Annotated in this window: 20 protein-coding genes and 1 other annotated feature; of the genes, 6 read left to right on the top strand and 14 right to left on the bottom strand. The window is 58.9% G+C overall.

From position 1 onward, the window contains the following. Positions 1–28 precede the first annotated feature (28 nt). Positions 29–1,690: a DUF4091 domain-containing protein gene (locus PV407_RS04005; RefSeq protein ID WP_332088579.1), complete on the bottom strand. Its 1,662-nt coding sequence runs from the start codon at positions 1,688–1,690 to the stop codon at positions 29–31. Positions 1,691–1,887: 197 nt separating this feature from the next. Beyond that, positions 1,888–2,128: a binding site (T-box leader), on the top strand. A 166-nt stretch (positions 2,129–2,294) separates the two neighbouring features. On the opposite strand from PV407_RS04005, the gene aspS reads away from it, so the two are divergent. Further along, the gene (gene aspS, locus PV407_RS04000) at positions 2,295–3,602 is read left to right on the top strand and encodes an aspartate--tRNA(Asn) ligase (protein WP_332088578.1); all 1,308 of its coding nucleotides are present in this window, start codon (positions 2,295–2,297) and stop codon (positions 3,600–3,602) included. Between the two features lie 91 nt (positions 3,603–3,693). Here aspS and PV407_RS03995 read toward each other — a convergent pair whose 3' ends face one another. Then, the gene (locus PV407_RS03995) at positions 3,694–4,002 is read right to left on the bottom strand and encodes an antibiotic biosynthesis monooxygenase family protein (RefSeq protein WP_332088577.1); all 309 of its coding nucleotides are present in this window, start codon (positions 4,000–4,002) and stop codon (positions 3,694–3,696) included. 179 nt (positions 4,003–4,181) lie between these two features. Between PV407_RS03995 and PV407_RS03990 the strand changes: the two genes are divergently transcribed. Next, complete coding sequence (locus PV407_RS03990) at positions 4,182–5,162, top strand: glycosyltransferase family 2 protein (protein WP_332088576.1); 981 nt, start codon at positions 4,182–4,184, stop codon at positions 5,160–5,162. 12 nt (positions 5,163–5,174) lie between these two features. Here the strand turns inward: PV407_RS03990 and PV407_RS03985 are convergent, their stop codons facing one another. The 6 genes from PV407_RS03985 to PV407_RS03960 form a co-directional block, all read right to left on the bottom strand. Continuing rightward, entirely contained in the window at positions 5,175–6,008 is an 834-nt protein-coding gene (locus PV407_RS03985; protein ID WP_332088575.1) for an alpha-1,2-fucosyltransferase, read from the bottom strand. Further along, positions 6,002–6,796: a DUF6492 family protein gene (locus PV407_RS03980; protein WP_332088574.1), complete on the bottom strand. Its 795-nt coding sequence runs from the start codon at positions 6,794–6,796 to the stop codon at positions 6,002–6,004. The genes PV407_RS03985 and PV407_RS03980 overlap by 7 nt, the downstream gene beginning before the upstream one ends. A 145-nt stretch (positions 6,797–6,941) precedes the next feature. Further along, on the bottom strand, positions 6,942–7,916 hold the full coding sequence (locus PV407_RS03975) for a glycosyltransferase family 2 protein (RefSeq protein WP_332088573.1): 975 nt from the start codon (positions 7,914–7,916) through the stop codon (positions 6,942–6,944). Between the two features lie 106 nt (positions 7,917–8,022). Continuing rightward, positions 8,023–9,375 carry a serine hydrolase gene (locus PV407_RS03970; RefSeq protein WP_332088572.1) on the bottom strand — a complete coding sequence of 451 codons (1,353 nt, stop codon included), beginning with the start codon at positions 9,373–9,375 and terminating at the stop codon, positions 8,023–8,025. 67 nt (positions 9,376–9,442) lie between these two features. Next, positions 9,443–9,907: a MarR family winged helix-turn-helix transcriptional regulator gene (locus PV407_RS03965; protein WP_332088571.1), complete on the bottom strand. Its 465-nt coding sequence runs from the start codon at positions 9,905–9,907 to the stop codon at positions 9,443–9,445. Positions 9,908–10,027: 120 nt separating this feature from the next. Beyond that, complete coding sequence (locus PV407_RS03960) at positions 10,028–11,467, bottom strand: amidase (RefSeq protein ID WP_332088570.1); 1,440 nt, start codon at positions 11,465–11,467, stop codon at positions 10,028–10,030. Between the two features lie 397 nt (positions 11,468–11,864). On the opposite strand from PV407_RS03960, the gene PV407_RS03955 reads away from it, so the two are divergent. Together PV407_RS03955 and PV407_RS03950 are read left to right on the top strand one after the other, a co-directional pair. Further along, positions 11,865–12,263: a hypothetical protein gene (locus tag PV407_RS03955; protein WP_332088569.1), complete on the top strand. Its 399-nt coding sequence runs from the start codon at positions 11,865–11,867 to the stop codon at positions 12,261–12,263. Next, the gene (locus tag PV407_RS03950) at positions 12,263–13,531 is read left to right on the top strand and encodes a DNA polymerase IV (RefSeq protein ID WP_442951620.1); all 1,269 of its coding nucleotides are present in this window, start codon (positions 12,263–12,265) and stop codon (positions 13,529–13,531) included. The genes PV407_RS03955 and PV407_RS03950 overlap by 1 nt, the downstream gene beginning before the upstream one ends. A 91-nt stretch (positions 13,532–13,622) precedes the next feature. On the opposite strand, the gene PV407_RS03945 is transcribed toward PV407_RS03950, so the two are convergent. From PV407_RS03945 to PV407_RS03920, 6 genes are all read right to left on the bottom strand, one after another. Further along, entirely contained in the window at positions 13,623–14,192 is a 570-nt protein-coding gene (locus PV407_RS03945; RefSeq protein WP_332088567.1) for a manganese catalase family protein, read from the bottom strand. A gap of 118 nt (positions 14,193–14,310) precedes the next feature. Then, on the bottom strand, positions 14,311–14,574 hold the full coding sequence (locus tag PV407_RS03940) for a spore coat protein CotJB (RefSeq protein WP_332088566.1): 264 nt from the start codon (positions 14,572–14,574) through the stop codon (positions 14,311–14,313). Positions 14,575–14,577: 3 nt separating this feature from the next. Then, on the bottom strand, positions 14,578–14,784 hold the full coding sequence (locus PV407_RS03935; protein WP_332088701.1) for a spore coat associated protein CotJA: 207 nt from the start codon (positions 14,782–14,784) through the stop codon (positions 14,578–14,580). A gap of 1,131 nt (positions 14,785–15,915) precedes the next feature. After that, positions 15,916–17,220: an ABC transporter substrate-binding protein gene (locus tag PV407_RS03930; RefSeq protein WP_332088565.1), complete on the bottom strand. Its 1,305-nt coding sequence runs from the start codon at positions 17,218–17,220 to the stop codon at positions 15,916–15,918. A gap of 130 nt (positions 17,221–17,350) precedes the next feature. Further along, the gene (locus PV407_RS03925; RefSeq protein ID WP_332088700.1) at positions 17,351–18,187 is read right to left on the bottom strand and encodes a carbohydrate ABC transporter permease; all 837 of its coding nucleotides are present in this window, start codon (positions 18,185–18,187) and stop codon (positions 17,351–17,353) included. After that, positions 18,187–19,071 carry a carbohydrate ABC transporter permease gene (locus tag PV407_RS03920; protein ID WP_332088564.1) on the bottom strand — a complete coding sequence of 295 codons (885 nt, stop codon included), beginning with the start codon at positions 19,069–19,071 and terminating at the stop codon, positions 18,187–18,189. The genes PV407_RS03925 and PV407_RS03920 overlap by 1 nt, the downstream gene beginning before the upstream one ends. 216 nt (positions 19,072–19,287) lie before the next feature. On the opposite strand from PV407_RS03920, the gene PV407_RS03915 reads away from it, so the two are divergent. Both PV407_RS03915 and PV407_RS03910 read left to right on the top strand, forming a co-directional pair. Continuing rightward, positions 19,288–21,120 (top strand): sensor histidine kinase, encoded by a 1,833-nt coding sequence (locus tag PV407_RS03915; protein WP_332088563.1) that lies wholly within the window; start codon positions 19,288–19,290, stop codon positions 21,118–21,120. Continuing rightward, a complete protein-coding gene (locus tag PV407_RS03910) occupies positions 21,098–22,720 on the top strand; it encodes a response regulator (protein ID WP_332088562.1) in 1,623 nt (540 codons plus the stop codon). Before PV407_RS03915 ends, PV407_RS03910 begins: the two co-directional genes overlap by 23 nt. Positions 22,721–22,725: the final 5 nt, after the last annotated feature.

Genomic DNA, 22,725 nt, shown 5'->3' with positions numbered 1-22,725 from the left:
TTGCCTCCATGCGCAGCCGCGGAAACCGTCACGCCGAATGGGCGCGAATCGCCTCGTTGATCCGCTCGCGGCAGGCGAGCAGCCACGCCGCGTCTTTCGGGTAATCGTCGAACGTGATCGGCGCTTCCGCGCCCTGCTCCATCAGGGCGATCGTCTTCTCCCGCCCGACGAGCGATTCGAGCAGCGTCAGCGCGCGCAAATCCTGCAGCGCCTCGCGGAACACCTCGAACCGGAGCGATTCGACCGGCGAGCCGTCCTCCCCCGGATAGACGACGAACGGGTCGCCCGACGGGAACGCATGATTCGCGTCCGTATTGCGGTACGGATCGATCGGGAAGCGCGAATATTGCGCGTACCAGAAATTGTAGCCCCAATGCAGGAAGCCGGCGATTTGAAACTTGTACAGCTGCAGGCCGAGCACGCGGTTGCGGGCGGACGGCATGCAGATGAACCGGTTGGACACCGTTTTGTACTGCGAGCAGCAGTAATACGTCCACAAGCCGGGAACCCCGTTTTCCAAAAATGGCTTGATATGGTTGCTGGCCGGAATCGGCGTCGGCACGAGACCTTTTTCGTAAAAGTCGTAATCGGACAAGGCGTCGATCGTCGGAAAGCCGCCGACAAACGTTTTCAGCCAGCCGCTGGCGCTCTCGTACCACGGAATATGATCCTTGTGAGGCTCGTCGGAAACGTGGAAATAAACCCGCCGTTCGAGGCCGCGCTCCTTGATGAAGCCGACCAGCCCGGGCAAAAATTGCCCCAGAAAGCTTTTGTACGCCTCCCCCGTCGCGTCGGTATCCCAGCCGAAAATGCGCTTCGTTTCCCCGTTTTCGGTCGCGACGATTTTCGGCGCGTGCTTCGCCCCCCATTGGGTAAACAGGTGGGACAGCTCGAAATAGCGGATTCCGCACCGGTCGCACATGTCGACCCAGCGCTTCAGCTTGTCGAAGCCGAACTTGTAAGCGGAGCCGGACTTTTCCACGTCGACGAGCTGGACCGTGGGCCGCTCCCCGCCCACTTCCGTATCGAGCGGCGGAGTGAACAGCGGCGTCAGCAGCATGTTGATGCCGTGATCGACGGCCGTCTTCACGTAGCGTTCCACGATATCCCAATGCCGCTCGCTAAACACGTCCACGCCGTAATAAGTCGCGAGACAGTCGGCGTGAAACCATTCCGTATGAATGAGCTTTTGCTCCGGGAGCGCGGCCTCGAGCACGGTCAGCTCGAACGTTTCGCGGGCGAGCTCCTGGCCGTCGTTCGTCACGAAGACGATATCGATCGGATACGCGCCCGGAGTCGCGTCGGACGGCAGCGAAACCGTTACCCATACCGAACGCCATTGCCCGGGAAATCCCGTTACGCCTTCGGACTCCTTCACCGGAAGCAGCGGGTCGGGGTACAGTCCCGGCACGGAGCGGAGCACGTTATCGTCGTGATCGTGGTAAATCGGCATTTCCGCCGGCACGAGCCCGACGGTTCGGACGGCGATCCGGGAAGCGAGCTCCGACTCGGCGCGCACCTTCAATTTTTTGGCGAGACGCTGCGAACGGTAGGCGACCTGGAACGAAACCGTTTCCCCGCGGAGCGCGGAAGCGCGGGCGTACGCGGCGGCCTGCAGCTCCTCGTCGGCGAATACTTTCTCGAGCGAGCTGATCGTGCGGGTTTCGAACGGGAGTTGGACGGTTGACATGGACGGAGGCTCCTCCTTCGTTTTTGTATCTTTTTTGCATAATTCGTCACGAAACGAAACAAAATGAAGCGAAAAATTACAAATCACACATTTATCATAACAGAGCGGGGTTGCGGCCGCTACAGATTTCTTCTCCAAGCGAAAGCCGAACATTTGGTTTGACAAACGCGTTCAAAGTGAATACTATAGGAGAAACGATCAAAGCGATGAACCGGAGCAGTACCCGGCGCCCGCAGCGCACAGAGAGCCGTCCCTTGGCTGGGAGGACGGCGGCAGCGGCCGGCGAACGACACCGGCGAGTTCCGCCTGAACGACCGCGGAGATAGCGCGGTCCGGTAGGAGCGGACGACGGCCCCTCGTTACGGGGTCCGAGCCGATTGCGCCGTTTATGGCGCGATAACCAGGGTGGTACCGCGAGCGTTCAGCCTCGTCCCTTTCAGGGACGGGGCTTTTTGTCGTTTGCGGGGGCGGCCTGCGCCGGGAACGGCCCGGCGGAAATGCTTGGAGGAGGTGATGCGCATGGACGACGGCGACGACGATGATGACGATGACAACAACAACTTCGCTACCGCAGTACCCAATCGAATAAAAGGAGTGTTCATTCATGGAAACTCATGCTTCGCCGCAAGTCCGTGTGCTGTGCGCCCGCATTTCCGAACAGGCGGGCCGTCCCGTCGCCGTGCAGGGATGGGTGCACGCCGTCCGCCGTCTCGGCCGGCTCGCGTTCGTCCACGTGCGCGACCGGAGCGGCATCGTGCAATGCGTCCTCGAAGGAGAGCTCGCCGATACGCCGCTTAGTCCGGAATCGGTCGTCTCCGTTACCGGCGTCGCCGCCCTTGCGGACAAAGCGCCCGGCGGCGTCGAAATTCGCGCCGAAACGGTCGCATGCATCGCCGCCTCCGCGCCGCTTCCGTTCGAGATCAACAAGAAGACGATTCCGGCCAGGCTGGACACGCAGCTCGACCATCGGGTTTTGTCGCTTCGCCATCCGAAGGTGAACGCGACGTTCCGCATCCAGTCCGCTTTGGCCGGAGCGTTCCGCGACTATTTGCGCCGGCGCGGGTTCATGCAAATTTTTACGCCGAAAATCGTCGCCTCCGGCACCGAAGGGGGGTCCAACCTGTTTCCGGTCGACTACTTCGGCCGGCAGGCGTATTTGGCCCAATCGCCGCAATTTTACAAGCAAATGATGGTAGGCGCCGGCTATGAACGGGTATTCGAAATCGCTCCCGTTTACCGGGCCGAGGAGCACCATACGTCCCGCCATCTGAACGAGTACGTTTCGCTCGACGCGGAGATGGGCTTTATCCGCTCCGAGGAAGAGCTGATGGAGCTGGAGCAGGACATGCTGCGCGATATGCTGGAGACGGTCGCCGCCGAATGCGGCGCGGAGCTGGCGCTTCTGGGCGTGGACGTCGTACCGCCGGGCGATATTCCGAGAATTCCGGTCGCCGAGGCGCAGCGCATTTTGCAGCGGAAATACGGCAAGACGTCGCCGAAGGGCGACCTCGACCCGGAGGGCGAGCGGCTCATTTGCAAGCACGTCGCCGAGGAAGGCAAGCCGGCGTTCGTGTTCATTACGCGCTACCCGCGCGACATCCGCCCGATGTATGCGATGCCGGCGCCGGAGGACGAGACGTTGACCGCCTCGTTCGACCTGATTTTTAACGGTCTCGAAATTACGACCGGCGGCCAGCGCATTCACGATTACGACCGGTTGGTCGCCTCGATGCTCGGCCGGGGGCTGAACCCGGACCATTTCGCCGGCTACCTCGACGTATTCCGTTACGGCATGCCGCCGCACGGCGGCTTCGCGATCGGGCTCGAGCGCCTCACCTCGCGCCTGCTCGGACAGCCGAACGTGCGCGAAGCTTCGGCGTTTCCGCGCGACCGGATGCGGCTTACGCCTTAAGACGGAACGCCGGGACGCCGTTGGCCGCGGATCGAAAATGGCAGGAGGCCGAGAGACTTCCCCGAGTCTCCCGGCCTCTTCTGCTTTTCCGCTAGTCCAGCGGCACGCGCTTGAAATGCTCCACGGTCGGAAACGGATCGTAGAAATGGTGCAGCATGCTTTTCCATTCGGCGTACTCCGGCGATCCCCGGAAGCCGACCGTATGGTCCTCCAGCGTTTCCCACTTCACGAGCAGAACGTACCGGTGATCGTCCTCCATGCATTTTTGCAGCTCGTGGCCGATATAGCCCCGCATTCCCGCTATGATCCGGGACGCCCGCTTGAAGCTTTGCTCGAACGGCCCGGTCATGCCGTCCTTCACTTGCAGCATCGCCACTTCCAATATCGGTTCGTTCGTCATCGCGCTCTCTCCTTCGTTCGGGTTTAATCCGAGGTACATAATGGATAATAGCACGAATCGGAGGAATCGGACGAAAATGCCCTCCCGCTCCCGCGAGAATAAGCACGCTTTCGCCCGTCTTTCATAAACTGGTTATTGCGATCAGGGAGAAACGACTAAACGGGGACGTGTCCGACCCAATGAAAATTACCGCAATCACGGCCGTATATAACGGCGACGTCTACTTGGAACAGTCCGTGAAGAGCATACTCGCGCAAACGTACCGCGATATGGAATATATCATCGTCAACGACGGATCGAGCGACGGAACCAAAGCCATCCTCGACAAAATCAAAGACCCTCGGGTGCGGGTCAAGCATTTGCCCAAAAATCAAGGCGCCGCCTTCGCGCTCAACCTGGCCGTCCGACATGCGAAGGGCGATTGGATCGCCGTTCACGACGCCGACGACGTCAGTTTGCCGCACCGATTGCGGACGCAAAGCGATTACGTGAAAGCGAATCCCGGTCTCGTTGCCGTCGGAGCGTTCGTCCAAAGCATTTCCGGCCGCAAACCGTTGTCGAGCCATCACCTTCGCAATGTGGACGGCTTCTATAACTCTTCCTCGGTCCGCAGCGAGCTTCGCGACATTCGCTATGAAAAATGCCCGCTGTGTCACGGCTCCGTCCTGTTTTCCAAAGCGGCCTTCCTCCAGGCGGGCGGCTACGATCCGTCCTATAAAGTGACCTACGATTACGACCTGTGGATGCGCCTGTTCGAGATCGGCGAAATCGACAAAATCCAAGCCGTCCTGTACCAATACCGGGTGCACGACGCCTCGCTTTCCCATTCGAACTGGGGGACGATGCTGCAGGAAAAGCTGCGCAGCTCGGTCGCCGCCATCCGCAGACAGTTTGCAAGCAAGCCGAAGCCCAGCTTTGTCGTGTTCGGCCCGCCGAAAAGCTGCGGCGACTTCAAAAACCGGATCGTTCCCGCGAGCGGCATCGGAGTTTCGCAATATGTGGCGTACGACATGACGGCCCGGCTGGCCGAAGCCGCCTCGCTGCAGCGGAGCGGAGCGGTCGACGGCATCATCGTGCTGGACTGCCCGATGAAATCGGAAATCAAACAAGGCTTCCTCCATCTCGGCTTGCGCAACGCCGAGCAACTGTTCGTGCTGTGAAGCGCTTGCGGTTCAAAAGCCGATCAAGTGCAGCCAAGGGTTGACCGGGCTGTTCCAGGGATCGTACGGCACGAGCCGGCCCGCCTGCAAATCCGGACGGACGAACACGCCGCCGTTTCGATTCAGCATGCTGGCCGAGAACGAAAACGTGCTGTTCGAAATGGCGAGCAGGTCGCATTGGGACAATAAATAAAAATCCGGATAAAAGTCGGCTTCGGGCAAAGCCGGAATCAGCTGCCTCGACGTCACGGGAGCGTATTCGCGAAAGTCGGGAACGACGGCGTCAAGGTCGTCGCTGGCCACGAACAATACCGGCTTATCCAGCGAGCCCCATATCGCGCCCAGCCATTCCTTGTACCACGCCGTCGGCGCGGGAAAATGCAGTTTGCCGTAAACCTCGTGGCGCTGCCGAACCAAATAGTCCCCTCTTCGTATATGAAGCCCGACTACCGTATTGCCCATCGACCGCAGTCGTCCGCTCCCTTCGGCCATCCGCTCCCCGATCGCGGGAACCGGCGTAAACAAATACCGGAAAAACTCCCGATACGGGGCGTAGCAGCGGGTATGAAGCTGGAAGTACCCCCAGAAGTCGACGTTGACGTACCGGGGCGAAGCGGACGTCAGCAGCGTTTCTTTGCGTCGGATCCGGTTTTCGTAGACGACCGGATACGAGCTTCGCGCAGGCTTGTCGGGCAAGCCGAACAACGATTGTCCGATCCAGACCGGCGTTCGGGTGCGCAGCCCGAACCGTCTTGCGTACATTTTCAGAAAGGCGTACTGGAACAGCTGGTTTCCGAACCGGCCGTTTTTCCCGAGCGACGTCATGGTGACTTCGGGCTTCACCACCGATCATTCCAGCTGTGGAACGATAGCGTGTTGTACGTTTTGGCAAGCGTTTCCACGTTCCGCCACGTCTGCTTCAAAAGCGGTCTCCGCACGCTGCGGTTGTGCCAATAAGCCAGCTCCGTCTGGCCGGGATAAGCCGACAGGACGAAATTTCCGTACGTCTCGTAATCCGCGAACCCCGACGTATCGGTTCGGTCGACGCACTGGAGAATCGCTTGGTGCCAGTCGGTCCGCCACCGGTCCTCGATATGTTTTTTCAGGGCGGCGACCTTGGATTTCTCGAAAAGCATATAGTGGGTGCAAAACGATTTCGCCGATACCGGCTTCAGGCCGGTCAGTTTCTCGTACGCCTGAAAATAAGGCAGATGATATTCGTCGCACGTATGGAACACCGTTTTGCCATTGCGCACGAAACGGTTCGGCCGAATAAAAACGGTGTCCGAATCGATCACGAGATAATGCTCCCGCTCGCACAGCACGTCGCCGCTCAGCTTGATCAGCTGCTGAAGCAGCCAGCCCGACCGGTCGATCCCGTTGACGGAGTAGTCGATTTCCCGCTTGGTAATCGGCAGTATCGTCGTTTCGTCCACGAACGTGCAGCCGTGTTTGCGGCAGTACGACCGGATCGCGTGATCGTGCGGGGCGACGATATACACATTTTGGATCGGATGCCCGATATTTTTTTTCGCGCCGTATACGACGTAGGGCAATACGTCCAAATCTTTTCGGACGGTAGGAATGACGATGTCGATGGCCGGTCCGCTCGAACCGGAACGTAACGGTTGCACTGGACGCCCTCCCTTTCTATCGAACCGCGGCTGAGTTTGGCGTTTCCCCCGTATAGTATGCCGAGCCGGGACCGATGGAATGGACTTCTGACCGTTCGACGTTCCGAAAAGCTTATTATTCCGACCGCACCCCTCCCTTTTTTTGTCATAAATTGAAAAACTGTCTGTTTCGGACGAGCCCCCGCTGCTCGAAATACAGCGTCAGTTCTTTCCGCATCCCGTGGCCGAGCTGCAGGATGCCGGATATTTCCCCCGACGTCGCCATCGAGACGAGCTTCTCCTTCATCGCTCCGATCCGCGAATGGCAGTACAAGCGAACCCGGATCGGGCAATAAGGCGCGACGGCGGCGCGCATCGTCCGGCAATGCTTCTCTTCGCCCAGCACGACAACGTCGGGAACGCCGGCGCGGCGGGGCAAGTCGAATTCGCACAGTCTGCGGACGCAGCACCGCAGCCTTTCGACGTACGTATGGATCCCGTTATGAGACAGGGAGTCCGGGCGAAGGCGATACCGGTACAGCACCCGGTCGATTTTCTCGATCGGACCGAGCCGGAACAGCTTCAGCCATAAATCGTAATCGTACGTGATTGTATAGCCGGTGTCGTATCCGCCGGCCTGCCAAAACTTCGCCTTGGAAATGAGCGCCGTGCCATGGCACAACGGGCAGATCGAGTATCTGTCGCGAAAAAGCGTCGGTCCGCTCAGATTCAACGCCTTTTCCGTTTCCCGGAGCCGCTGCGGAGAGACGCCCGCTTCGCCGAAGCAAGCGATTTGCGCGCCAACGGCCGACAGCTGCGGGCGGGTCCGGGCATACTCCGCCTGCACCGCCAGCCGTTCGGGCAAGCTGACGTCGTCCGCATCGTGAATCGCGATCCAGTCGCCGGACGAATGACGGACGGCCGTATTTAACGCCGAAGCCGCTCCGCCGTTTCGCGGCAGCGAGACGACCTTCAGCCTCGGGTCCGACATGCGGCCGACGATATCCATCGTCCGGTCCGTCGACCCGTCGTTGACGACGATCAGCTCGAAATCCCGATACGATTGCGCCAAAACGCTGTCGATCGACTGCTTCACATACCGTTCGCCGTTGTATACGGCCATCACTACGGATACTTTCAAACGGCAGCCCTCCCCCGAATGCGCTTTCGCTCCGTTACGCCCCGCAAAGGGCGTCGTCGTTCTCTACTTGTTTATGTTCGAGGGAGGCGGGAAGCGAGGGCTTTTTCTATTCCCTTATCGCCCGCTCTTCGGCGCCGTCCTGGTTTAAAATCAAAGCCCCGGAAGAGCCGGACGGCTTCGCGACGAACGTAATCTCGACAGGCAGCGAACGGAGAAAGTACGCATTCTCCGAAGAAGCGAGCAGCTCCAGCCTCGCCTGCCCGTCGACTTGCAAATAAAGCCGGTCCGCTTCAACCGCGATTGTTACGCCAGGCCCGTCCGCGAACCGATAACGGCCCGCATGCCGGGCGTAAACGCCGGGATCGACCTCGACAGCCCGCTTCCTCGGAGCGCGCTCCGGGATGTCGAACGGCTCGTCGAACAAAATCCGTTCCGCCGCGGCAACGACGGCCTGGTCAAAATCGTAGCCCTGCTCCATATTGCTTAAGCAAATAAGCGTTTTATCGCAATCGATATACCGGATGAAGGAGGTCGAGTAGCCCGGCCAGCCGCCATGATGGCAGACTGTTTTCCCCTTCCCGGCGCGCTGCTCCACCAGCCAGCCGAATCCGTAATCGAACGTTTCTCCGTTATTTAAACGGACCGGCGCGAACGCTTCCTCGAGCATCCGCCGGCTTACGAGGCTGTCTCCGTACAAAGCCCGGTCGAACCGGTACAAGTCCCGCACGTTCGAGTTGACGGTGCCGTCTCCCTGGATGCCGTCCAAATATTCCACATAGCTCGTTTCCGCCAGTTCGTCCGGAAGGACGAATTCGCCGGATCGCGCGTCGTATACATAACCGAACGCATAATCCGCCAGTTTCTCGGGACGGTAACGCCGGTTGTACACCCGGGTTTCCGTCATTCCCAGAGGGTCGAACACGCAATCGCGCATAAACTCGGCGAAGGGCTTGCCGCTGGCCCGCTCCACGATAACCGCCAGCAGCACATACCCCGTATTGCTGTACTGCCACTGCTCGTTCGGGGGAAAGTGAGGATCGGGCTTATACGACGTCAACAGCCGAACAACGTCCTCGTTGCAGGCAATCCGCCGCTTGTCCCAACGGTTTATAAACAATTCCATGTAATCCGGCAAGCCCGACGTATGAGTAAGCAAATGGCGGATCGTAATGCCCGGATACGGAAAATCCGGCAGCCATCGCTCGATGCCGTCGTCGTAAGCAAGCTTCCCCTGCCGGGCCAAAACGAGAATGGCCGTCGCCGTGAACGGCTTCGATACGGAAGCGAGCTCGAATACGGAACGGACCGTCAGCTTGCGCCCGCCGGGCAGCTCGGCCTTGCCGAAGGCGAGCTCCGCAATAATTTCTCCGTTTTCGGCGGCTAACAGGACGCCGTTAAATTGTCCTTTCTCGTGCAAGGCGTTCAACATCGTTTCAAAATGCTCCCGTTTCGTCGTCATCCGCGTCTCTCCATTCTTTAGGTTTATTAAAAGTTAAGACGGCTAACCTATCCCGCAAAAAAAAAATTTAGCCGCCGCCGAGCTCGGCTTCCACAACGGCTTTCAGCTTGAGCATCAAATCCCTCATCTGCTGCAGCTCCGCGAACTCCATCTTGGCATAAAACCGTTCGATAATCGCTTTTTGCACGTCCTCCTGCTTGGCGAAAAACGTCTCGCCCTGCGGACCCAAGCGAACGAGTATTTCCCGGCGATTGTTCACGTTGATGTCCCTTCTGACATAGCCCGATTTCTCCAGCTTGCCGACAATTTGGCTGATGGCGCTTGACGATACTTGCATCTGTTCGGCGATTTCGCGAACGGTCGCCGCCTGCCGCTTTTGCACGATATTCAGCAGCAATGCCTGCTTCGTCGTAATCTCGTCGTCCAGGACGTTCCGAAACTCATGCAGGAGCAGCGTATTAATCACGTACTCCGCCTCGTTCATTTCCTTCACGCATTGGGTAATTTTGTCGGTGTCCGCTTGCGTTCCCATTCGATACGTAATCCACCTTTATTGTTAAGCTTCCTTTACTATTGTATCATGCTTCATGGTTTTTTGCATATACAAAGCAATTTCCATCGACGCTATGGCGATCCGTTGAATCGTTCGGAGTCACCCCCAGGTCGGAGGTGTCCTCCTTTTGCTCGCTTGTTCAAAGGCATAGGCGAGTCGCAGCAGCGCAGGTTCGCTGTAGGCCGTACCGGTAAAAGCGACTCCGAACGGCATTCCGTCTTCCCGGCAGCCGGCCGGTACGATAATCGAAGGATAGCCGGAAACCGCCGCCGCATCCGTCACGCCCGGACACAGCAGCGCATCCAGCCGATGCTCGCGAAGCAGCCGGTCGATTCCTTCCTCCCGCGAACGGCGCCAGTCCCGCAGTCTGTCGTTGATATACGCCGGCTCCGTCATGGTGCCGGACGTTTCGTATTGCGCCCGGAGGAGCAGCGTTTGCCCGTATTTCAACGTTTGTTCATGATGCCGGTTGTTGAAGTCGGTGATGTCCTTTAACGACCGAATCGGATCATGCGGCGCCAGACGGGCCAAATACCGGTTCAGAGCCGATTTGAACTCGAACAGCAGCACGCTCGAGCCCGAGCCGACGTGCGGCAGGTTCGTCTGCTCGACGATGACGGCGCCGGCTTCCCGCATCGTCTCGATCGCTTCCGATACGAGCCGTTTTTCGCCTTCCGTGAAGTCGGCCTCGTACCCTCTGTTGATGCCGATTCTGGCTCCGCGCAGCCCGTCCTTGTCGAGAAACCTCGTGTAGTCGCCGCACTCCCGCCCGCCGCAGCTGCGGGTAGCCTCGTCCGCGGGATCTTCCCCGGCCATCGCGCCCAGCAGGATGGCGGCATCCCGTACGGTGCGGGCCATCGGCCCGGCCGTATCCTGCGTGCAGGTGATCGGGATAATGCCGCTGCGGCTGATCAACCCGAGCGTCGGTTTGATGCCTACGACGCCGTTGCGGCTGGCGGGGTTCAGTATCGAGCCGGATGTTTCCGTCCCTACCGAGACGGCGCAAAGGTTGGCCGACACGGCGGCGCCCGAGCCGGAGCTGGAACCGCCGGGCTGCAGCCTGCCCGGTCCGTACGGGTTGAGCACTTGCCCGCCCCGCGAGCTGTAGCCGTTAGGCATGCCGGCCGTCATAAAGTTGGCCAGCTCCGTCATATTGGTCTTGCCGAGGAGAACGGCGCCGGCGGCTCTCAGCTTTTTGACTAAAAAGGCGTCCTCCGGCGCAAACGAATCGGCCAGCGCCAAGGCGCCGGCGCTTGTATGCATGCCGTCCGCGGTGTCGATGTTATCCTTCAGCAGAACCGGAACGCCGTGCAACGGCCCGCGAAGCTTGCCTTGCCGCCGCTCCGCATCGAGCCGTTCCGCGATAAAAACGGCATCCGGGTTCAGCTCCAGCACCGAGTTCAAAGCCGGGCCGGACTTGTCCAATTGCGCGATCCTCTCCAAGTAGATCGCCGTCAGACCGCGCGACGTCGCCTCGCCCGAGGCCATCGCGTCCTGCATATTTTCAATCGTCGCTTCTTCAAGCTGAAAGGCCGGCATAACGATCTCCTTTGCGAGCGTATTTGTTTGAAATATGCCATACACACTCCCTTATTGTAAAAATCATAGCACTTTGATTAAGGATTAGAATGAGAAATTCCCGTTTTATGAAAGCTCTCCTGGATTCAGGGATGATCTTCCTGCTCTTTTCGTATTGAATAAAAACGGCATGCTCGCGTATAATAAGAACAAATGTTCCCATACATCACGGAGGTGCTCGGCTTGAATCCAAAAGGGAATTCGGGACAACAAGCAGGAATCGAAGCAACGGCAAACCGCGTCGCTGCGCGAGAATATCCGCGAACGTTTCATTCGCTTGCGGGACAACGTCCGATCGGCCGGGGGCCGTCGAATCCGAGAACATTGCACATTAAACAGTGAAGGGACGGCGAGGTCATTGGCAAAAATCGCCCAAATGCCTACAGAGCAAGAAGTGCGTTTAATCACTAACTACATTGTGCTTCCGTATGTTCTCAATGTCTTCGAGCGCGATAAAAATAAAATCGAAAAAGAGCAGGTATTCAAAACCTTTACGCCCTATGTAGCCATGCTCGATCTTGTCATCGGGAAAATCATGAAAGACTTGTCCGACGTGCGAAAAGAGCTGCGCAAGCGAGGCATCAAGGTTTACGACGGAGAACGAACTTCCAGCGACGTGACTTACGAATATTTGTGCCGGGGCTATATGAACAAAATGACGCTGCTTTGGGGGACGCTTCGAGCCGACGTTGAAATCATGATGAATCATTATTTGGGCGTATACGAAACGGAGCTCATCAAGGCGGGCTGCTTGTGATTCGGCCCCGGGACCGCCGTGTCGTTTTCCTCGCGGACTGCCAAAGCTTTTATGCGAGCGTCGAGAAGGCGCAGCGGCCCGAGCTGGAACGGAAGCCGGTCGTCGTAGCCGGGGACCCGGAACGGCGCAGCGGCATCATTCTCGCAGCTTGCCCGATCGCGAAGTCGTTCGGCGTGAAGACGGCGGAATCGATCCGCGAGTCGCTCGCCAAATGCCCGCAGCTCGAAATCGTCAAGCCCCGCATGCAGCTGTACATCGACGTTTCGCTGCAAATTACCGAAATATACAAACGGTTTTCCGACCTGGTCGAGCCGTATTCCATCGACGAGCAGTTCATTGACGTGACCGGCTCGGGGCGGCTGTTCGGCGAGCCGCGGCAGATCGCGAAAATGATCCAGGAGCAGGTTTGGAATGAAACGAGGATTCGCACCCGCATCGGGATTTCCGAAAACAAGGTGCTCGCGAAAATGGCCTGCGACAATTACGCGAAGAAGACCGATTCCGGCATATTCGAGCTGCGGAAGGAGGAGCTGGCCGACACGCTATGGCGGCTGCCCGTCGGAAACATGTTTATGATCGGCTCGCGCATGAACGCGCGGCTGAATCTGATGGGCATCCAAACGATCGGCGATCTGGCGCGCACGCCGCTCGAGACGCTGAAAGCCCGGCTCGGCCGCAGCTTCGGCAAAAACAGCGACATCAACGCCGAGATCCTATGGCGGATCGCCAACGGCCACGAGCAATCGCCGGTCTCGCCGCTTACGTTCGACGCGCAGCAAAAAGGGATCGGACATATGATGACATTGCCGTTCGATTACCGGACGATGGACGCCCTGAAGGTCGTGCTGCTGGAGCTGTCGGAGCTCGTCTGCCAGCGCTGCCGTTCCAAAGGGCTGATGGGGCAAGTCGTATCGGCCGGCTGCCAGGGCGCCGATTTCGACCGGCCGACCGGCTTCTACCGGCAGATGAAGCTGCAGCACAATACGAATTTGACCGAGGAAGTATTCGAGGTCGCCTGCCAAATTTTCAGCAAGCATTGGAACGGCCTGCCCGTCCGCAAGGTTGGCGTCACCTTAAGCGACTTGACGCCGGACGATACGTACCAGATGACCGTATTTCCGGACCGCGAGAAAAAAATGGCGCTCGAGCGGGCGACCGACGAGATCAAGAGCCGGTTCGGCAACGCCTCGATCATGCGCGCCTCGTCCGCCACTCCATCCGGCCAGGCGCAGCGCCGGGCCGGCATGATCGGAGGACATTATAAATGATGGGCGGGAACGGCCGCCTTCGATTCAAAAGACGGAGACGGCAAAAACGGCGCCGCCGATTGCGGACGCCGTTTTCGTCGTTCCTGCTGCATCAAAACACCTTCTGTTCGTCGCGCGCTTCCTTCAAAATTTCGACCGCTTCGCGGAACCGGAGCGAATGAATGATTTCCCGCTCGCGCAAAAACTTCAAGCCGTCCTGCAGGTCGACGTCGTCGGTCATGTCGATCAGCCATTGATACGTCGCCCGCGCCTTCTCCTCCGCGGCGATGTCCTCGTATAGATCGGCGATGGGATCGCCCTTCGCCTGAATGTACGTAGCCGTCCACGGCACGCCGGCGGCGTTGTTGTAGAACAGCGCATGGTCGTGGTTGGCGAAATGGGCGCCCAAGCCGGCCTCCTCGAGCTGCGCCGGCGACGCGTCCTTCGTCAGCTTGTAAACCATCGTGGCGATCATCTCGAGATGGGCGAATTCCTCCGTCCCGATATCCGTAAGCAAACCGATCACTCGATCCGGGATCGTATACCGCTGGTTCAAATACCGAAGCGCCGCGGCCAGCTCGCCGTCCGCGCCCCCGTACTGCTCCATCAAAAATTTGGCCATCCGCGGGTCGCATTTGCTCACCCGTACCGGATATTGCAGTTTTTTTTCATAAATCCACATGTTTGCCGTACCTCCCGCTTCCGGCCTTCGGCTTTCGCCGTCGGCCCGTTAGGCTGCTCGCTTGTTGCGCTTATGTGTACCGGACGCGCCGGCGTCCGAAGGGCGGCCGGACAGCCGCTTACACCTGCCACGGCCACGGAACGTCTTTCCAATCCCACGGGTACCGGCTGAAGCTGTGGCCGAACTGCAGCAGCGGACCGTATTCGTTCTCGTACTCGCAGGCGATTTTTCGCCGGACGAGAGCCATCTGGTTAAACTGCTGGATCGCCTGCAAATCGTCCGGATGCGTGTCGAGGTACAGCGTCAGCTCGACGAGCACAAAATCGGTTTCCTGCAGCCTTTGCAGCAGCTCGTAATAACGCGCATCGAGTTTTTTGTCCATCGCTTAACATCTCCTGCTTTCGTAAGGACTGTAATAAGCCGGCCACAGCGTTCCGAGCTTCAGCGCTTCGCTCGGCGAAAACTGCGGCAAATTCGGGACCTGAAACGGCATCGTCACGTTCGGCGGAACAATGAACGTTTTCTCGAACACGGGCGGGCACGGATCGAACGGACCGACGAAAGGGTGGTACACGCGCAGTTGCGGGTTCATCAAGCCATAACCTCCTCCTTGGCCGATTGGTTAACAGGGTTAACCGTCTCTTCCTCTAGCGTATGACAACAGCCTATTCATATTTCCGCTTTTGTTCCGGCGCGGTCGAACTTTATTGGGCAGGGCGGAGGGGAGCGAAAAACGGCAAGATGGCAGATGCCTGCCCGAGGACTTCGAATTTGAATTTATCGGGGCCGATCGCAGCCGAAGCCGGGACCGGCAAACGCCGCGCCGACGAACGCCGGCCAAAAAGCAAGCCTGAGAGCCTAAACAGTCGGCTTCCGAAACGTAACGGACGCCACGGCGCTTATTTCGCGAAAATCGGCCGTTTTCCAATCGTAACGGACACCATTGCACATATTTGCTCCGAACCGCCGTCCAACAGGGGGTTTTTCGCCAAATAGCTGCGCCTGCGTCCGTTACAAAAAAAATAAGCCGAAATGAGGCTCATTAGCGGCCGCCATGTCCGTTAGACTTCTTGGGGCCAATTCCGCCGACGCCCCATGCTCCCCCCCGCTCCAACTCCGACGACGACAGCGCAGTTCATCCAGGCCGTTCTCGCCGTGTCCCGCCGCAGGCAGCGGGAAAACCGCTCCAACTCCCGATGACGACAGCGCAAGTCTACGAGCCGATATCGCCGGGTGCCGCCCCGGCAGCAGAAACCCGCTCCGGCTTTGGCGCTTAAACGATGAAGGTCGGGACGGAACGTCTTTTCTGCGCAAACGAACCTTTTGGTGTGCCGAAGCGGTACCCGAACTGGAAATGCTCCCGCTATTTTCGGTCGTTTCCCGTTTCCGGGCAAAATAACGGGAAAACGCCCCGCTAAACTCGTCCAAACCGCGCTTTTCGCCGATTCGGCGCCATTTTATCGGGAGCTTCTCCCGGTATTTCGCCACGACGCCTATAGGAGAGCGAATGAACAGGAGGTTTTCCCGTTCGTTCGGTATTCGATTCCAAAGCCGGACGCAGAAACGAAAGGCGCTGCTCGCCCCATGCTTTAGCGTCGTCTCCGTTTACAAACCTGCACGCGTCCCCTCGAACATTTCCGGCCATCCGAATGCCGCGGGATCATTGTTTAATACGCAAAAAGAACCGCCCCTTTTTTCAAGAGGCGGTTTTTCGCGTTCCCTATTACTTTTTCAAGCTGTCCCACGTTTTTTGGAAATCGTCGAACATTTGCTCCTTCGTCATCTTTTTGGCGACGTACGCCTGCATCGCGTCGGCGAACTTTTTGCTCGACGCCTCGCCGCCCGGGAATTTGAACCAGTTCCAGCTGAGCGTTTTGTTGTCTTTAACGTATTTCATAATGTCGGCGGCGAGCGGTCCGAGCGTCGCTTCGTCGGCCGTAATCGTTTTGAACGCCGGGATGAACTTGAATTCCTTCGTCATATAGGTTTTGCCGACTTCGGACGTAACCATCCAGTTCAAAAACTTTTTCGCTTCGTCTTTGACCGCGGAGTTTTTGTTGATGACCCAGTTGTTCGGCACGCCGACCGGCAGCTTGTCGTTCGCCGCCGCATCGTCGCCGATCGGCATCGGCAGGAAGCCGATTTTCAGGTTCGGATTCGTTTTCGAAATTTGCACCTGCGTCCAGTTGCCCTGCTGCGTCATCGCCGCCTTGCCGGTCGCGAACGTCGTCACCTGCGTGTTATAGTCGGTTTGCAGCGGGTTGGCGTTGCCGTACTTCAGCTGCAGGTCGAACAGCTTCACCCAGTTGTTGAACGTTTCGTTGCCGGCGAATTTCGACGTGCCTTTGTTCAAACCGTCGATGAACGCGTTCGGATTCGATTGATACGCGAACGGCAGGTTGACGAAGTGGTTGCCGAGCACCCACCATTCGCCGTAGCCGTTGACGAACGGCGTAATGCCTTTCGCCTGCAGCTTCTTGGCCGCTTCCTCAAGCTGGGTGAGCGTTTTCGGCAGCTCGGTAATGCCGGCCTGCGCGAACAGCTCCTTGTTGTAAATGAAGCCGTAGCCTTCCAGGTTCAGCGGCTGGCCGTACAGCTTGCCGTTTTTCGTCATCGGCTCTTTGGCCGCGTCGACGAGATCTTTCACCCAAGGCTGGTCGGACAAATCCTCCAGATGCTCGAGCCACAGATCGAGATCGGTAAAGCCGCCGTTGTTGAAAATGTCCGGCTTGTCGCCGGAGCTGAATTTCGCTTTCAGCGCCGCGCCGTAGTCGGCTCCCCCGCCGACCGTGTCGATCTGGATTTTCACGCCGGGATTTTCCTTCTCGTATTCTTTCGCGAGCTTCGCCAGCTGCTCGGCGATTTCGACTTTGAACTGGAACATTTTGATCGTGACGTTTTTGCCTCCGCCGCCTCCGGCGCTGCCGCCGTTCGCCGCGGGAGTCTCCTCTTTTTTGCCGCAGCCGGCCGCTACGATCGCGATCAGCAGCGCGCTGGCGAGTCCGAGATAAGCGAAACGTTTCGTCATTGAAAGTTCCTCCCTTTTCTGTATTTATTTTGTGCATGTCGTTATTGTAAACGCATCCTTCTCCGTCCGACACATACGCCGATGAACAAACAGGTGGAATTTTGTGAACCTCCGGGGTTTGTCCGGCTCCTTACCCTTTCACCGACCCGGCCGTGATCCCTTCGATAATATGCCGCTGCATGGCGAGGAAAAACAGCACGATCGGCGTGACGCTGAGCACGAGACCGGCCAGCGCCAAATCCCACTGCTTCGTATATTGCCCGAAAAACGAATAAGTCGCCAGCGGAATCGTACGAAGCTCGGGACTGGACAAAATAAGCAGAGGCAGCAAAAAGTCGTTCCAAATCCACAAGCTGTTCAGCAGCACGATCGTCACCGTCATCGGCTTCAGCAGCGGGAACACGATCCGCCAAAAGACGCCGAACGGCGAACAGCCGTCCACGACCGCCGATTCTTCGATTTCTCGCGGAATCGACTTGACGAAGCCGTGGTACAAAAACAGGTTAAGCGATACCCCGAAGCCGAAATAACAAACGACGAGTCCGGGAATGCTGTCCATCAGGTGCAGCTTGTCGGCGACGCGGACGAGCGGAATCATGACCGATTGAAACGGAATGACCATCGCCGAGACGAAGGCGAAAAACAGCAGCTTGTTGAACCGGCTCGGGAAACGGACGATCCGGTAGGCGGCCGTCGCGCTGATCAAGACGAGTCCGACGTTGCTCGCGATCGTAATGACGAGCGAATTGGCGAATACTTTAGAAAACTTCGTAATTTCCCAAACGCGGGAATAATTTTCGAGATGAAGCGATTTCGGCAAGCTGGCCGCGTTGACGAGCAGGTCGCCGAAGCTTTTCACCGAGTTGACGACGACGAAGTAGAACGGCGCGAGAAACAGCAGCGCCAGCAGCACGGCGAGCAGCTCCAGCGAAAGCGTGCGGGCCGAATACGTCGGGCGGGATTCCATCACGCCTCCACCTCCCTTTTCTTCGTAATGGTCACCTGCACGATCGTCACGAGCGCGACGGCGATGAAGAAGACGACCGATTTGGCCGAGCCGAGGCCGAGCATGTTGTTGCGGAACGCGTCCTGGTAAATGTTGAGCGCGATCGATTCGGTCGAGCCGAACGGGCCGCCCTTCGTCAGCGACATGTTCAGGTCGAACATTTTGAACGCCCACGAAATCGACAGGAACAAGCAGACCGTCACCGCCGGCATGATGAGCGGAAACGTGATGCGTCCGAGCAGCTGCAGCCGGTTCGCTCCGTCGATGCGCGCCGCCTCGACGATATCTTTCGGCACGTTCGCCAGCGATGCGATATAGATGATCATCAGATAGCCGGCTCCCTGCCATACGCTGACGATGACGAGCCCCCAAAACGCGGTCGCCTCGTCCCCGAGCCACGGCAGGCTGAAAAAGCCGATGCCCGTCAGTTCGCCGATCGTGCCGAACCCTTTGACGAAAATAAACTGCCAGATGAAGCCGAGCAGCAAGCCGCCGATGACGTTCGGCATGAAGAAAATCGTCCGAAGCACGTTGCGCGTCTTAAGCGCCTGCGTCAGCAGCAGCGCCAGCAAAAAGCCGAGCGCGTTCGTCAGCAGCACGCTCGCCAGCGTAAAGCGCGCGGTAAAGGCGAAGGAGTGGAGAAATGCCTTGTCTTCGGTTAAGATGGTTGTATAATTGGCGAGGCCGATCCATTTGATGTCGGAGCTGACCCCGTTCCATTCCGTGAACGAATAGTAAATGCTCATGACGAACGGAACGAGGACGATCAGCGCGAACACGAGCGCGGCCGGTCCGACGAATACGGCCCCGAGCGACCAGTCGGCAATCGTTTTGCCTCTTCTCATTGCACCCGACCTCCCTTTATAGCGATGTTGCTATTATTGTAAACCGGCTGCAGGGAAGCTAACACGGAACCTCGTGACGTATTAGGTGGAACTTGATGACGTCCGGGGCCGGGGCCGGGAAAAACGAAAGGACGAACGCCTCGCCCGGCAGCCGCGCCGAAGCGGCGAGGCGGGCGAGGGCGACGATTGCGGCGGCTTCCGCCGGGCGAAAGCGAGTTGAGCATCCGCAACAAATTAATCGCTTTCCTGCTGGCCGCCGTCATCGTGCCGCTGGCGACGTCGATCGTGATTACGTACGGGTACACGAGAGCCTCGATCGCCAGGGAGCGGATCGACGTGACGGCCGCGCTGCTCGTGCAGGGCCGGGAGAACATCCGGCATTACATGGATACGATTCATCAGGCCACCTTGTCGGTGTACAACGACGCGAAGCTGAACGAAGTGATCGAGACCGGAGCGACCGACTATATGAGCGACAAGGAGACGTACCGCGCCCTGATGCATATGTCGAACGTGATGCCGGACATTTATCAGGTGTACTTGTACCTCGATTTGGCGAAGCAGCCGTACTTGCTCATCAACGCGCTGTTCAAGCGCATTCCGGAATCGGCGCAGCCGCAGCCGTTTCGCCCGGAAACGTTCGGCGCGGACGTGGCCGTACAGCCTCCGCACGCCAGCCACGGCTACGGCTTCGCGCCGACGGCGTACATCGAACCGGCCACGGTCATGACGATGCACCGGATCATCCGGCGGGTTCCGCTTGCCACGGAGCTCGGCATTTTGTCCGTCGACGTCGACATGCGGGGGCTGCAAACGATGGCCGAGTCGCTGTACGACAAAAGCAGCGAGCAGCTGTACATCATCGACAAGGAAGGCTACGTCGTATACGGGCCGGATCCGGGCGAATGGGGACGGCGGCTGGAGCAAAGCTGGGCGGCCGACCTGCTCGCCCGCGAGGAGCCCCGGGGCAGCGTAGTCGGCAGAGGCGAGAGCGGCGGCTTCCGCGGCGTGCAGGTGTACGATACGCTCGAGACGAACTATTTGCGCTGGACGATCGTCAAGCGCATTCCGGACGAAGCGCTCTACAAGCAAGCCCGCGACGTGGCGCGCATCAATACGTTCGTGCTCGCCGCCTTCTCGCTGCTGTCGATCGGCGTGACGATCGGCGTCGCCTTCCTGTTCACGGCGCCGATCAAACGGCTGATCGGCTATATCGGGGCGATCGAGAAAGGCAACATGAACGTCGACATCGACATGGCGCGGGGCGACGAATTCGGGGTGCTGGCGGCGCGGTTCCGCTCGATGATGCAGCATATCAACAACTTGATTTTGAAGGAATACCGGCTCGAGCTGGCGAACCGGACGAACCAGCTGAAGGCGCTGCAGGCGCAAATTCATCCGCATTTCCTGTACAACGCGCTGCAGTCGATCGGAACGCTGGCGCTGCAGATGAACGCGCCGAACGTCTACAAGCTCATTTCGTCGCTCGGCAAAATGATGCGCTACAGCATGAACACGGCGGAAACGTCGGTGCCTCTGTCGAAAGAAATCGACCATATCCGCTCCTACGCGGAGCTTCAGCGCAACCGGTTCGGCGACAAGCTGACGCTGACGATCGACATGGACGAGAGGACGATGGACGTCGAAGTACCGAAAATGACGCTGCAGCCGCTTATCGAAAACTACTTCAAGCACGGCATGGATCCCGCGTCCGGGGAAGCCGGCGAGATCGCGATTCGCAGCCGCGTCCGGGACGACGGCGCGATCGTCATCGCCGTCGAGGACAATGGCAGAGGTCCGGGGCCCGGCCGGCTGGAGCACGTTCGCCAGGCGCTGCGGCTCGCCGGCAACGGGTTCGAGCCGGAGACGGAAGACGCGGACGGCGGCGGCATCGGCCTGGCGAACGTGCTGTCGCGGCTGAAGCTGGTTTACGGCGGCGAAGCGGACATGGAGGTCGAGGAAGCGGAGCCGCACGGGTTCCGCGTCACGATTACGATACCGGCGGAAGGAAGAAAAGAGGCGGGCTATGAAAATATTGATCGTGGATGACGAGAAGCATGTGCGGGAGGCGATCAAGCTGCTGCTCGATTGGAGCGCCCTCGGCATCGAAACGATTTTGGAGGCGGCGGACGGCGCTTCCGCGATCGAGCTGATCGAAGCCGAGCGGCCGCAAATCGTCTACACCGACATGATGATGCCGAACATGGACGGCATTTCCGTGCTGCGCTGGATCAAGGAAAACGCGCCGGCGTGCAAAACGATCGTCATCAGCGGACACGACGACTTCGAGTTCGTGCGCGGGACGGTCCAATACGGCGGAATGGACTATTTGCTCAAGCCGATCGACGCTGAGCAGCTGCTGGACGTGACGAACAAGGCGCTTCGCAGCTGGAGCGAGGAAGAACGCGAACGGCTCGAATCGCAGATGCGGTCGATCCGCATCAATTCGCTCCGTCCGGTCTATTACGACAAGCTGCTCACCAACCTGATCGCCGACCCGGCGACGTATTTCGCCGAGAAAGCGTCGTTCGCCCAGGAGTTTCCCCGGCTGACCGAAGGCGCGCCGTGCCGGGCGAGCCTGCTCGCCACCGATACGATGCACGGCAAGCTGCGCGACAAGTTCGCGGCGCATACCGATCTGCTGCTGTTCAGTCTGACCAACATTTGCAACGAGCTGCTGAACGCGCCGGACGACGGCTTCGCCTTCCGCTTCTGGAGCGGCAGCCAGCAAATCGCGCTGCTTCATTGGGGCCGGCCGGAGCGCGCGGAACAGGTTCTCGAAGCGATCAACGACGGCTTGTACCGGACGTTCGGGACGCGCGTCGAATTCGGGATCGGCAGCGCGCGACCTTTCCCGCACGGGGCGAAGCAGTCGCATGCGGAGGCGGAAACGGCGCTGCGGCAGCGCAACTTGCGGAAACGCTCCGCCTGGGTGCACGTCTTCGACCCGCAGAAGCATTCCCCTCCGGCCGATCTGCATTTCAGCGATTACGAGGAGCGGGTGAGGCTGGCGATCCGCAGCGCCAGCAAAGAAAAGATCGCCGAGGCGGTCGACGACTGGATCGCCGAGGTGCGGAAAAAAGACGTCGTCACGATGGACCATCTCGACTTGTGGAGACATGAATTTCAAGTGCTCCAATCGCGCTGGATCAAGGAATTTTTTCCGGTGGACGAAGCGGACGTGCAGCTTCCGCCGGAAGGCGGGACGCTGCCGCTGCCGCTGAACGGACAAGGGGAGCTGTCGCTGGACCGGCTCCGCGACGAGATGACCGCCAGCCTGGTCCGGCTCGCCGAGCTCGCCGTCAAGGTGACGCAGCAGGAAAGCCACCTGATCTACGAGATCGCCCGCTACTTGCAAAGCCGGCTCGACCGGGACATCAGCGTCCAGGAAGTCGCCGCGCACTTTTATTTGAGCCGCGAATACGTCTCCCGCCGGTTCAAGCAGGAGTTCGGCGAGACGATCAGCGATTTTTTGCTGCGGCACCGGATGGAGCGGGCGAAGACGCTGCTGCTCAACCCGGCGCTCAAAATCGTGCAGATCGCCCACATGACCGGCTACGAGGACGAGAAATATTTCAGCAAGGTGTTCAAAAAAACGTTCGGGGAATCGCCGGCCGAATACCGCAAAAAACAGACCGGAGAAGCTTGAAGCCC

Source organism: Paenibacillus sp. GYB003, from assembly GCF_036577625.1.
In the GTDB taxonomy this organism is placed as follows: Bacteria; Bacillota; Bacilli; order Paenibacillales; family NBRC-103111; genus Paenibacillus_AB.
The sequence above is the reverse complement of the archived record's forward strand: the minus strand, read 5'-3'. Positions and strand labels throughout refer to the sequence as shown.